Source organism: Catenibacterium sp., assembly GCF_052354645.1.
Taxonomy (GTDB): Bacteria; Bacillota_I; Bacilli_A; order Erysipelotrichales; family Coprobacillaceae; genus Catenibacterium; species Catenibacterium mitsuoka_A.
The window spans coordinates 1-12565 of the sequence record NZ_DAWDDM010000030.1 but is presented as its reverse complement, the minus strand read 5'-3'; the positions used below and the strand labels follow the sequence as shown (position 1 = coordinate 12565).

General features: G+C 32.3%; 12 protein-coding genes. All 12 read left to right on the top strand.

The window, feature by feature from the left end:
* The coding region (locus tag ACT8VG_RS02505) for a PTS fructose transporter subunit IIC (RefSeq protein WP_444195123.1) at positions 1–617 on the top strand (617 nt) is incomplete at its 5' end.
* Between the two features lie 226 nt (positions 618–843).
* Positions 844–1563, top strand: coding sequence for a tyrosine-protein phosphatase (locus ACT8VG_RS02500; RefSeq protein ID WP_195921512.1), 720 nt, complete (start codon positions 844–846; stop codon positions 1561–1563).
* Positions 1560–2387 carry a hypothetical protein gene (locus ACT8VG_RS02495; RefSeq protein ID WP_444195122.1) on the top strand — a complete coding sequence of 276 codons (828 nt, stop codon included), beginning with the start codon at positions 1560–1562 and terminating at the stop codon, positions 2385–2387. Before ACT8VG_RS02500 ends, ACT8VG_RS02495 begins: the two co-directional genes overlap by 4 nt.
* Positions 2388–2397: 10 nt before the next feature.
* On the top strand, positions 2398–3810 hold the full coding sequence (locus ACT8VG_RS02490; RefSeq protein ID WP_444195121.1) for an AAA family ATPase: 1413 nt from the start codon (positions 2398–2400) through the stop codon (positions 3808–3810).
* Entirely contained in the window at positions 3810–5222 is a 1413-nt protein-coding gene (locus tag ACT8VG_RS02485; RefSeq protein WP_432269270.1) for a polysaccharide biosynthesis tyrosine autokinase, read from the top strand. Before ACT8VG_RS02490 ends, ACT8VG_RS02485 begins: the two co-directional genes overlap by 1 nt.
* A 21-nt stretch (positions 5223–5243) precedes the next feature.
* Positions 5244–7190, top strand: coding sequence for a polysaccharide biosynthesis protein (locus tag ACT8VG_RS02480; RefSeq protein ID WP_440247765.1), 1947 nt, complete (start codon positions 5244–5246; stop codon positions 7188–7190).
* Between the two features lie 65 nt (positions 7191–7255).
* Positions 7256–8491 (top strand): DegT/DnrJ/EryC1/StrS family aminotransferase, encoded by a 1236-nt coding sequence (locus tag ACT8VG_RS02475; RefSeq protein ID WP_444195120.1) that lies wholly within the window; start codon positions 7256–7258, stop codon positions 8489–8491.
* Entirely contained in the window at positions 8491–9186 is a 696-nt protein-coding gene (locus ACT8VG_RS02470) for a sugar transferase (RefSeq protein WP_444195119.1), read from the top strand. The genes ACT8VG_RS02475 and ACT8VG_RS02470 overlap by 1 nt, the downstream gene beginning before the upstream one ends.
* The gene (locus ACT8VG_RS02465) at positions 9179–10333 is read left to right on the top strand and encodes a glycosyltransferase family 4 protein (protein WP_230310197.1); all 1155 of its coding nucleotides are present in this window, start codon (positions 9179–9181) and stop codon (positions 10331–10333) included. The genes ACT8VG_RS02470 and ACT8VG_RS02465 overlap by 8 nt, the downstream gene beginning before the upstream one ends.
* Positions 10326–10877, top strand: coding sequence for an acyltransferase (locus ACT8VG_RS02460; RefSeq protein ID WP_195921506.1), 552 nt, complete (start codon positions 10326–10328; stop codon positions 10875–10877). The genes ACT8VG_RS02465 and ACT8VG_RS02460 overlap by 8 nt, the downstream gene beginning before the upstream one ends.
* A gap of 19 nt (positions 10878–10896) precedes the next feature.
* Positions 10897–11967, top strand: coding sequence for a glycosyltransferase family 4 protein (locus ACT8VG_RS02455; protein ID WP_195921505.1), 1071 nt, complete (start codon positions 10897–10899; stop codon positions 11965–11967).
* A 15-nt stretch (positions 11968–11982) separates the two neighbouring features.
* Entirely contained in the window at positions 11983–12504 is a 522-nt protein-coding gene (locus ACT8VG_RS02450; protein WP_444195118.1) for a serine O-acetyltransferase, read from the top strand.
* The last annotated feature ends 61 nt before the right edge of the window (positions 12505–12565 follow it).

Here is a 12565-nt window from a genome sequence, read left to right as displayed (position 1 = left end):
GTGTTAAACCTATTCTTTTATACCCATTACTTGGTGTATTTTGTATGGCAATCTTTGCCAGTGCAATCAACCCATTAATGTCTATCATTAACCAGGCATTAACTAACTTCCTCAGTGGTTTAGGTAACTATGGTATTATTCTTGGTGTTGTTGCAGGTGGTATGATGTCTATCGATATGGGTGGTCCATTCAATAAGGCTGCTTATGTTACAGCTACAGGATTACTTGCAAGTGGTAACTACATCTTAATGGCAGCTGTTATGGCTGGTGGTATGGTACCTCCTCTTGCTATTGCTTTATCTACTACATTCTTCAAAGATAAGTGGACTGAAGAAGAAAGAAATGCTGGATTAGTTAACTATATCATGGGATTATCATTCATCTCTGAAGGAGCTATTCCTTTTGCAGCTAATGATCCAATCCATGTTATTCCATCATGTGTTATTGGTTCAGCTATTGCTGGTGGTTTATCAGTTGCTTTCAATTGTCAGTTAAGAGCACCTCATGGTGGTGTATTCGTCATTGCGACAATAAGTAACTGGCCAATGTATTTAGTATCAATCATTATTGGTTCAGTAGTAGGCTGCTTAATCCTTTCTACATTAAAGAAAAATTAGTAATAGAAATACAGGAATATGTTGAAAAGGTTTTCAATATATTCCTTTTTTAATGCACCAATAGCACAAAAAAGCACTTTAAAAGAAAAAAACTCGAAAATAATGAAATATATAATTCTTTCATGCAATTATACTGATTTTTTCTACACAATTATACTGATTTTTTCTACACAATTGCAAAATTATGTGATATATTGTGACATGACATATTAAAAGGGGTGAACTTATGATTGATATACATAGTCATATCCTTCCTCTTGTAGATGATGGATCTACTAGTGTAGATATGAGTCTAGAGATGTTGGACGAGGCGTATAGAGATGGTACAAAAGAGATTGTCTTAACGCCACATTTAGCCTATGCATATGGTTTTGAGAATCCAAACTATAAAATTAAAGAACTCTTTGGTCAATTTAAAGATATAGTAGAGGATGTCGGTATTCCTATTAAGATGTATTTAGGCTGTGAGTTCTTATATAGGTCTCATGAGTCTTTTGAAAGACACTTTGAAGACATTACAACATTAAATGATACAAAGTATCTTTTAATGGAGTTCTATTTTGATGTAGAAGAAGAAATGATTCTTGAAGCAGTACAAGATGTATTGGATAAGGGTTATATTCCTGTAGTCGCTCATCCTGAACGTTTTGAAGCAATTCAGATTAATCCTGATATTGCAGCAGAAATAGTCAACAGGGGTGGTTATTTACAGATGAATAAAGGTTCAATACTTGGAGACTATGGATCATTAGTAAAAGAGACAGTAAAGAACCTATTAGAAAATAAACTCATACATTTTGTTGGTAGTGATGCACATAACTTGAGAAGCAGGCATTCTAGAATGTATGAATCCTATGTTCAAGTGAAAACACGTTTTGGTAGTGATTATGCACAAAGGATTTTTAAAGAGAACGGAAAAATATTATTAAATGGGGGAAAGGTATGAACAACAAGGTCAGAAACGGAATCATATTCCTGGTGATTGTGGCATTATATGGTGGATTCTTGCTATATGATACACATAAGCCACAAACTGGTTCTTCACCAGTTATTAAAGTACCTAAAGGTACTTTGGTATTAGATACTGGAATGGATCAGACAGCTACAAATCAGGCTATTTTAGAGGGTGTAAAAGTCACAGATAAGGAAGATGGCAACATTACTAAGAAAGTATTCGTTCAAGGCATGAGTACTTTTGGTGAAGGTGATGTACGAGTGGTTACTTTAGGTGTATTTGATAAAGATGATAACTACACTAAAACAAAAAGAAAAATCAAGTACAACAACTATAGTGCACCACAATTATATCTTAACAAAGCATTAGTATATTCTAAGGTTAACTCTAAAGCACAGTTTGCAGACTATATGAGTGCTTATAGTTGTGTTGATGGTGATTTAAGTTCTCAGGTTAAAGTAATCAGAGAATATGAACAGGATAAGAATCACTATGTTACATTTGCAGTCACTGATAGTACTGGTACTCAATCATCTCTCACATTAAAGACATATCAGACTTCTAGAAATCAGACAGTCAATATTAACCTAGATACTTATTTAATGAGAGTGAAGGTTGGTACTGAAGTGAATGCGAAGAGACATATTGAGTCTGTTACTATGGATGATATGGACTATTCAAGCTTAAAGAATCAGGTAGATATCAATACAGATTATGATAAGAATAAACCTGGTACTTATGAATTTATTTATAGAGTAAAAACAAGTAATGATGACTATGGCTTAACTAAATTAGTTGTCATTGTAGAAAAGTAGGGAGGATATTATGGAAAACAATGTACAGAATGAGAATCTCCTTACTATAGTTAAATGTATTATTAAAGATATACTACAAAGTTGGATCTTGATTGTTGCAGTCATGATTGTTTTTGGAAGTGTATTTGATTTTATGAAGACAGTCACTTATGTACCTCAATATGGTACAAATATGACTGCAACATTAAGTAGTGGTGGAGATACTTTTAAGAGTATTGATAAGGTTCAGAGTTATGTCAATACATTAGATTATCTAATGAATAGTAATAATGCGAAATCTTATGTAAAGAAAAAGATGCCTATAAGTAAGACAACTTATAAGGCAGAAGTAACTTTAAAACAGGCAAATGTAGTTAAGATTAAAGTGACTGCAGATACTAAAAGAGAAGCCTATTTCTCTATTAAGTATTTAAATGATTGGTATAGAGAAAATACAGAACGTTATAGTTTCCCATATAATATTACTGTATTAAAGGAAAGTAAGTTCTCTACTAAACCAGTAAATCCAAATAGTCATATTAAGAACTTCTTAATTGGTGGAGTAGGTAGTGGATTTGTATTATCTTGTTTACTTGGTTTATATTTCTTTTTAAGAGATACTATTAAGAGTGAAGATGAAGTGGAAAATAAGCTTGATACAAGATTATATGCAAAGTTACCATATGAAAAGAAGAGTAGAGAAGATGCAAGAAGTAAGAAAGCAATTCTTATCACTTCATTAAAGACAAGCTTCTTCTTTAGAGAATCTGTAAAGACAAGCTTCTTCTTTAGAGAATCTGTAAAAAAACTTAGAAGTAAGGTGGAAGCAACAAGTGATAAGCATGGTTATAAGTCATTTATGATCACTAGTGCTTATGAAAATGAAGGGAAGTCTTCTGTGGCTGTAAACTTAGCTTTAGCACTTGCGAAAAATGGCCGTAAAGTAGTCCTAGTAGATACAGACTTTAATAAGCCAGCACTATTCAAGATTTTTAATTTAGATGATTCTAAGAGTTTAAATAAAGCGATTGAGGGCAGTTCTAACTGGAGAAGTGAGGTAGTGAATGATCGTAGTGGATTAGATTTATTACCATGTAGTCAGGACTTATATAAGTCTGAGCAGTTAACAGGAAGTTCTAAACTAAAAGCAATTATCAAAGAATTAGAAGAAGAATATGATTTCGTAATTGTAGATACAAGTCCTGCATACTTCTTAAATGAACCAACAATTATGAATGGTTTAGTGGACGCTACTCTATTTGTAGTAAGACAGGATTTTGCACCTAGTGATGTCATCAACGAAACAATTAAACGTTTAACTTATGTTAAGGATAACGTAATTGGTGTTGTATTTAAAAACATGCTAAGTGAAGGCAACAAGGGAACTGGCAATTATAATAACCGCTATGGTTATGGCAAATATAAAGTAAGGGGGGATAAATAATGGAATCAAATAATCAAGATGAAATGACGATTGATTTAGGTAAGTGTTTAGAAAATTTCCTCCGTGCATTTAAGAGAATGTGGAAGACAGTATTATTATTAGTACTTATTGGTATGGTTGCATTAGAGATGAAAGAAATTCTTTTCTTTAATACAACTTATACAAGTGAAGCAGTGTTTGTACCTTCTACTGAATTAACAGATACATACTATTATGATGCCACTCAGGCAAGTAGTACTAAAGCAACACTTGTAGATACATTCAATTCAATCCTTACTAGTAAGGAAATGAAGAATATCATAAAGGATGTATTGCATGTAAATAAAGTACCAGCATCTATTTCAGCAACACAGATTGAAAATACAAATCTTGTTTTATTAAAGGTAACAGGCAAGAGTGCAAAAGATGCTTACGATGTTGCAACAGCTATTACTAATAACTGTGATACCTTAACAAAGGATGCTATGCAGGATGTAAGTATTATGTTATTAGATAAGCCTACAATGCCTAAGAAGGCTGATGCAGTTCCTAGTTATTTACTAGCAGGATTAAAGGGTGGATTAATTGGACTTGGAGTAAGTGTTTTATTACTCATTGTAGTTTCTGTATTTAGAAGAACTATCTTAGATAAGAATGATATCAAAGAAATTCTAGGTATGGATTATGTTGCGAAAGTTCCATTAGTAGAAAAGCGTCATCCTAATAATCCAGGTTTATTATTAAATGGTTCTGGTATTAAAGCGGATTTCAAGCATTCTTTCCATAATATTAGAATTAAGATGGAACAGGATCATAGAAAAAATAAAAATTCAGTCTATATGATAACAAGTACTGTACCTAATGAAGGAAAAACAACGGTTTCTGTTAATACAGCCATTACATTAGGACAGAAGGGTTATAAGGTATGTTTAGTTGATCTAGATATGAGAAATCCATCAGTTGAGAAGACGATGAGATATGCGAATATTCATAGAACATCATTAGACTATATTAATGACAAAGATGTCAACCTAGAACAATGTATTGTGTCTTTTGATGATATAGATGTTATATTTGGTAGTGATATTTCTGTTGATGGTTCAACTGAATTGGCTAAACCAAGATTAGAAAACTTAATTGAAGAATTAAGAGAAGTATATGATTTTATTATTTTAGATGTTGCACCTTTATATATGATGGAAGATGCATTATTAGTCGCAAAGTATGCTGATAGTGCAGTTGTAGTCGTTAAACAGGACTTTGCAGAAGCAGGAGATATTCTAGATTCTGTAGATGAACTCCATGATACATTACCTCATATTGTAGGTGTGGTATTAAATAGTTATAAGAAGACATTCTATAGTTCAGAAGCAACTGGTTATGGGTATGGTTATGGCTATGGATATGGCTATGGTTATGGGAGAAGTAAGTAAGATTTAAGAAGGGAAATAAAAATGAGTAAAGGTTCAAAAAGAAAGATCGAACATTGGCAGGTTGTTCGATTACTATTAATGGTCTATGACTTTATAGCAGTTATAGTATCATTTGGGATTGCTTTATGGTTAAGATTTGACTGTAAAGTAACAAGTGTAGAACCACAGTACTTAACAAATTATACAAAGACTATTATTATTTATGCTTTGTTTTGTTTAGTTGTATTCTGGTTCTTACGTTTATATAAGAGTATTTGGCGTTTTGCAAGTTATTCAGAGTTAATGAGAGTCATTCTTGCAACTGTAGTGACTGGTGTAATTTACACTGGTTCACTACTTATCATTAACTTACATATGCCTGTTTCTTATTATGTGATTGGTATTACAGTACAGTTTATTGCGACATTAGGGATTCGTTTCTTCTATCGTTTTGTATTATTACTTCGTGGTAGAACAAACAATGAAGTACAGAAAAAGAATGTTATGATTGTTGGGGCTGGTTCTGCTGGTCAGATGTTATTTAGAGACATTAAACATGCTAAAGAAACAAATGAAACTGTTGCATGCTTTATCGATGATAACCCTAATAAGTGGAACAGATACATTGATGATGTACCTGTATTTGGTAGTAGAGATCATATCCTAGAAGCAGTAGATAAGTTCAAGATTGAGAAGATCTATGTTGCTGTACCTAGTGCTAATCCTCAGGATAAGAGAGATATTCTTAGAGTATGTAATGAAACATCTTGTGAACTTATGAATCTACCTGGTATGTATCAGTTATATACTGGTCAGGTGTCAGTAAGTAAGATGAAGAAGGTTCAGATTGAAGATTTATTAGGTCGTGATCCTATTAAACCTAATATGGATGAAGTGTTTGCGTATGTAAGAAATAAGGTCGTTCTTATTACTGGTGTTGGTTCTATTGGTTCAGAACTTGCTAGACAGATTGCATCACATAACCCTAAGCAGTTAATTTTATTTGATGTATATGAAAACAATGCATATGATATTCAGTTAGAGTTAAGAAAGAAGTATCCAAACTTAGATTTAGTGACTCTTATTGGATCAGTAAGAGATAGTAGAAAGATGTTTGATCTTTTTAAGAAGTATAGACCTCAAATTGTATATCATGCAGCAGCACATAAGCATGTACCATTAATGGAAGATAGCCCATGTGAATCTATTAAGAATAACGCTATGGGTACTTATAAGACTGCTTATGCAGCTATGGTACATGGATGTGAGAAATTTGTATTAATTAGTACAGATAAAGCAGTTAACCCTACAAACATCATGGGTGCTTCTAAACGTTTATGTGAGATGATTATTCAGGCTTTTGCAGCTAAGATTAAAGAAGGTAAGGCTTATGAAATCCCTCAGTTATTTACTCATGAGGAGGATATGATTGAAAGACCTGAAATCAAAGAAGCATTAAAGACTACACAGACTGAGTTTGTAGCTGTACGTTTTGGTAATGTATTAGGAAGTAATGGTTCAGTTATTCCAATCTTCAAGAGACAGATTGAAGCAGGTGGACCAGTTACAGTTACACATCCTGATATTATCCGTTACTTTATGACTATTCCAGAAGCAGTAAGTTTAGTATTACTTGCTGGTACATATGCTCATGGAGGAGAAATCTTCGTATTAGATATGGGTGAACCAGTTAAGATTACTACTCTAGCTCGTAATTTAATTAGATTGTCAGGTTATACGCCTGATGTAGATATCAAGTTAGAGTTCACAGGACTTAGACCAGGTGAAAAGCTTTATGAAGAAAAGCTGATGGCTGAAGAAGGTTTAAAGAAGACTAAGAATGACTTAATTCATATTGGTTGTCCTATTCCATTTGATATCAATGAGTTCTTAGATGAGTTAGATGGATTACTTGATGCAGCATATAGAAATGAAGATGATATGAAAGAAAGAGTACAGAAGATTGTATCAACATATCATCCAGCATAACACATGTGTGTGGCACTTAGTGATAAGTGCCACCCCATGTATTTATTCATAGAGGAGGGAGAAAGATGGAAATGAATAAAAGAAAGATTCCTTTTAGTCCACCTGATATTTCTGAATTAGAAATAGAAGAAGTTGCAAAAGCACTTCGTTCTGGTTGGATTACTACAGGACCAAGAACTAAAGAATTAGAAAGAAGACTTGCTGAATTTTGTCATACATCTAAAGTGGTATGTTTAAATTCTGCGACAGCAGCAGAAGAATTAAACCTTAGGGTATGTGGTATCCAAGAGGGAGATGAAGTGATTGTACCTGCTTATACTTATACAGCTTCAGCTTCAGCAGCAATTCATTGTGGTGCAAAAGTTATATTTGTAGATAGTCAGAAAGATAACTGTGAAATGGATTATGATAAGGTCGCAGAAGCAATCACTGAGAAGACTAAAGCAGTAGTAGCAGTAGATCTTGGTGGTATTATTTGTGATTATGATAAGTTATATCAGGCTATTGAAAGTAAGAAGAACCTATTTACTCCTAGAAATGATAACACTTTAGGATCTAGAATACAGAAAACTCTTAATAGAGTAATGGTATTTGCAGATTGTGCACATGCACTAGGTGCAGTAAGAAAAGGTAAGATGGCTGGTGAATGGGCTGATTTTAGTAGTTTTTCATTCCATGCAGTAAAGAACTTTACAACTGCAGAAGGTGGAGCAAGTACTTGGAAAGATATTCCTGGTATAGATAACGAAGAAGTATATAAGTTATTCCAGTTATATAGTTTACATGGACAGAATAAGGATGCATTAGCTAAGACACAGTTAGGTGCTTGGGAATATGATATTATTGGTCCTTGGTATAAGTGTAATATGACTGATATTATGGCAGCTATTGGATTACGTCAGTTAGATAGATATCCAGGAATGCTTGCAAGAAGAAGAGAAATCGTAAGTAAGTATGATGAAATGTGTGATGAGTTAGGTGTGAAACACTTAAATCATTGGGGTAAAGACTTTGAATCTTCTAAACATTTATACTTAACTAGAATACCTGGTATTAGTGATGAACAGAGAAGAGAAATCATTATTAAACTAGCAGAACGTGGTGTAAATACAAATGTACACTATAAACCATTACCTATGATGACTGCATATAAAACCTTGGGGTGGGATATAAAAGATTTCCCTAATGCATATGCATATTATGAAAACCTTATTACTTTACCTTTACATACTAAGTTAAGTGATGAAGATGTAGAGTATGTAATTGAAAACTTTAAAGAAGTTGTAAAGGAATATATGTAATGTTGAAGAAATGGGAAACTTTACCTGATTATATGCAGAATGATGAAGTAAGAGTCTATTATGAAACATTGCAGAAGAAGAAAGTAAGTATGTTTCTTAAGAGAGTCATGGATTTAGTAGGTGGTTTGATTCTACTTATTTTATTAGCTATTCCTATGATTATTATTTCTATTATGATTAAGTTAGATTCTGATGGTCCAGTATTTTATAGACAGGAAAGAGTTACGACTTATGGAAAACATTTCAAGATTCATAAATTTAGAACAATGGTTAGCAATGCAGATAAGATTGGTTCTACTGTAACAGTAGGGAATGATAGTCGTATTACTAAAGTAGGAGCAAAACTTCGAGGTTGTAGATTAGATGAGTTACCACAGGTATTAGATCTTATTTCTGGTAATATGAGTTTTGTAGGTACAAGACCTGAAGCAGTTAAATATGTTGAACAATATAAACCTGAATATATGGCTACATTATTATTACCTGCAGGTATTACGAGTGAAGCAAGTATTAGATACAAAGATGAAGCTGAACTATTAGATGCTTCTAGTGATGTAGATAAAACATATATAGAAGATGTACTACCAGGTAAAATGAAATATAACTTAGATAGTATTAAGAACTTCTCGTTTTTTGGGGATATAGCAACAATGTTTAGAACTGTGTTAGCTGTATTAGGAAAGGACTATGAGTAATATGAGTAAAAATAAACCTTTAATCGCATTATTAACGAATAATGATGATGATATTTATTGTTTTAGAAAAGAATTGATAGAAGGACTTATTAATGAAGGATACGAAATGCTTATATCTTGTCCAAATGGTCCTAAATTTGATTTGATGAGAGATATTCCTTTCAGATATGATGATCCAGTAATTGATAGACGTGGTACTAATGTAATTGCGGATGCAAAGTTATTCCTTCACTATAGAAAACTCTTTAAAAATGAACGTCCTGATGTGGTTCTTACATATACTGCAAAACCCAATGTTTATGCTTCTATAGCAGCTAGATCTTTAAATATTCCATATATAAACAACGTAACTGGTATTGGTTCAGTTGTTAATATGACAGGATTAAAAAAGAGTTTTATTTTATGGTTATTTAAACTTGCATATAAAAGTGCTGCATGTGTTATGTTTCAAAACTCTACGAACATGAAACTTGCAGTAGATTCTGGAATGGTGAAAGGCGATTATAAACTTATTCCAGGCTCTGGTGTTGATCTTAACAGATATCCATTACAAACATATCCTGATGGAGGAGATGGAATAGAAGGAAACACAGTAGTATTTAATTATATTGGTCGTATTTTACATGATAAGGGTGTAGATGATTATATTGAAGCGGCTAAAAGAATTAAAAAGAAATATCCTAATACAGAGTTTAATATGATTGGTTTTATTGAACCAACAGAAAACCATTATGAAAAAGAACTAACTGATTTACAGAAACAAGGAATTGTTTATTATAGAGGTTCTCAAAAGGATGTTAAGCCTTGGGTAAAAAGAGCACATGCAATTATTCATCCATCTACTTATGGTGAAGGAATGAGTAATGTTTTATTAGAAAATGCTAGTTCTGGGAGATTTTTAATTACTACTGATAATCCTGGATGTAAAGAAACAGTGATTAATGGAAAAAGCGGATATATTTACCATGGTGGAAATGTAGATGAGCTTGTAGAGAGTATTACTAAATTTTTGAATCTTGACAACGATACAAGAAAATCTATGGGTATTGAAGGAAGAAAACATGTAGAGAGTAATTTCTCTAGAGAAATTGTAGTTGATGCTTACAAAGAGAAGATTAATAAGATTTTGAGGGGATTATATGAATAAGTATATACGTGCTTCTGTATGTGGAATTATTTCTCTTTGCAAATTTGGAATATTGAAATTAGAAAAAGGTAAAAACTTTAACTGCAAATTAGTTAATCTGGTATCTCCCTTAACTGAAATTACAGTTGATAGAGGGGCCTGTTTATATATTGGGAATAAGTTTAGAATGAGAAGCGGTGCAAAAATTAGAGTTAGAAAGAATGCTGTAATCTCTATTGGTGAAAATTTTAGTATGAGTAATAACTGCGTCATTACGGCATGGGAAAAAATTGATATAGGAAATAATGTTCAGTTTGGACCTGGGGTACTTGTATATGATCAAGATCATGATTTAAGAGTTCCAGGCGGATTAGCTGCTGAGAAGTATAAGACTAAACCTATCTGTATTGGTAATGGTGTATGGATTGGTGCAAATACAGTTATATTGCGAGGTACAGTTATTGGGGATAATACTGTTATTGGAGCAGGTAGCATAATCAAAGGTGATATTCCACCAAATTCTGTAGTTATACAAAAAAGAGATACAAAAATCACAAATTTATAGAGTTAATTTGGAGGAAACGATGGAATCGAATAAGAAGAGAATTGTTTTTTTTGATGGAACATTAATGCAAGGGGGTGCTGAAAGAGTAATTTCTATATTATCTAAAAGCATGATTAAGGAAAAATATAATGTTACAATTTTACTTTACTACAATGAAGAAATATTTTATAAATTAGATCCTAATGTTAAAGTTGTATCAGTTTTTAAAAACACCGGATCAGATAATATACTTATTAATATAAAATGGATTCGTCAATTTTTGAAATCTAATGCAGATATTATTTTATCTTTTTTAGCACCATTTAATATGTTAGCTATCGCTGCTGATTTTGGATTGAAAATTCCTATTATTGTAGCAGATAGAAATGATCCAAGAAAAATTCCATCTAGTTTTCTCTTAAGAAAAGCTAGAGACTTTCTTTATTTATTAGCAGATGGTGTAGTAATACAAACAACACATAACAGGGACTATTTTTCAAAGTATATCCAAAGGAAAAGCGCTGTTATCTATAATCCAATATCTTTAAATGATAAAAAAGGTATTGCTACTAAAACTGTTAAAAAGAAAAGGATTGTTTCTGTAGGACGTTTAATGAAACAAAAAAACCAGTTATTGCTATTAAGAGCGTTCAAAAAAGTTGTAAGTATGAGGCCAGGCTATAAACTAACAATTTATGGAGAAGGACCTGAAAGACCTTTTCTTGAGAAATATATATTAGAAAATCATTTGGAAGAGAGTGTTGACTTACCTGGTAGTGTTAAAAATGTACATGAATGTATAGCTAATGCTGAGATTTTTGTTATGTCTTCAAATTTTGAAGGTATGCCAAATGCATTAATTGAAGCTATGTGTTTGGGACTACCAAGTATTTCTACGAAAGTATCTGGGGCAACAGATTTAATTCAAGATGGAGTAAATGGGGACTTAGTTGATCTTAATGATGAACAAGCTTTAGCAGATAAGATGATTAGGCTAATAGATGACGATAATCGCAGAAAAACATATGCTTTTAATGCTATTGAATTGAATGAATTATTAAATACAGAAACAATAGTAAAACAATGGATAGAGTATATAAACAAGTTTTAAATTAGGAGATTAATAATGCAATTTAGTGAATTATTAGCAAATATAAGGAATGATATTGATAGATGGAAAAATATCAACATCATCAAGGCATATGTCCTACAACCTGAGTTTAGATTGGTCTGGAGATATAGATGGTTACAATTCTATCGTACACACAAATATCTAAAAGTGATGAGTGTAATAGAAAGAATTTTGTATCATAAAACTTGTGTAAGATGTGGTTGTGATATACCTAGTCATGCAACCATTGGAAGTGGATTTAAAATATTGCATGGATTTGGAATTGTGATCAATTCAAAAACAGTTATTGGTAATAATTGTACAATTGTATCAGGAACGGTAATAGGTGCAAATCATACAGGTCAACCTATAATTGGGAACAATGTAAATATTGGGGCAAATTGCACAATTATTGGTGGAATTTATATTGGTAATAATGTAGAAATCGGAGCGGGATCAGTCGTTACTCATAGTATTCCAGATAATGCTGTTGTTTATGGAGAGGCATCTCGTGTAAGAAAAGTAAAAGAAGAGTGAGGTGATAAGTGTGAAACAAAAATCAATCAAAACGTATAAAAAAAGACAAACTTAAAAACAA

Bases quoted from the DNA above. Each gene is read 5' to 3' on its own strand.
- ACT8VG_RS02480 (WP_440247765.1), top strand. From the start codon at position 5,244: ATGAGTAAAGGTTCAAAAAGAAAGATCGAACATTGGCAGGTTGTTCGA.
- ACT8VG_RS02490 (WP_444195121.1), top strand. From the start codon at position 2,398: ATGGAAAACAATGTACAGAATGAGAATCTCCTTACTATAGTTAAATGT.
- ACT8VG_RS02450 (WP_444195118.1), top strand. From the start codon at position 11,983: ATGCAATTTAGTGAATTATTAGCAAATATAAGGAATGATATTGATAGA.
- ACT8VG_RS02485 (WP_432269270.1), top strand. From the start codon at position 3,810: ATGGAATCAAATAATCAAGATGAAATGACGATTGATTTAGGTAAGTGT.
- ACT8VG_RS02495 (WP_444195122.1), top strand. From the start codon at position 1,560: ATGAACAACAAGGTCAGAAACGGAATCATATTCCTGGTGATTGTGGCA.
- ACT8VG_RS02460 (WP_195921506.1), top strand. From the start codon at position 10,326: ATGAATAAGTATATACGTGCTTCTGTATGTGGAATTATTTCTCTTTGC.
- ACT8VG_RS02475 (WP_444195120.1), top strand. From the start codon at position 7,256: ATGGAAATGAATAAAAGAAAGATTCCTTTTAGTCCACCTGATATTTCT.
- ACT8VG_RS02455 (WP_195921505.1), top strand. From the start codon at position 10,897: ATGGAATCGAATAAGAAGAGAATTGTTTTTTTTGATGGAACATTAATG.
- ACT8VG_RS02500 (WP_195921512.1), top strand. From the start codon at position 844: ATGATTGATATACATAGTCATATCCTTCCTCTTGTAGATGATGGATCT.
- ACT8VG_RS02465 (WP_230310197.1), top strand. From the start codon at position 9,179: ATGAGTAATATGAGTAAAAATAAACCTTTAATCGCATTATTAACGAAT.
- ACT8VG_RS02470 (WP_444195119.1), top strand. From the start codon at position 8,491: ATGTTGAAGAAATGGGAAACTTTACCTGATTATATGCAGAATGATGAA.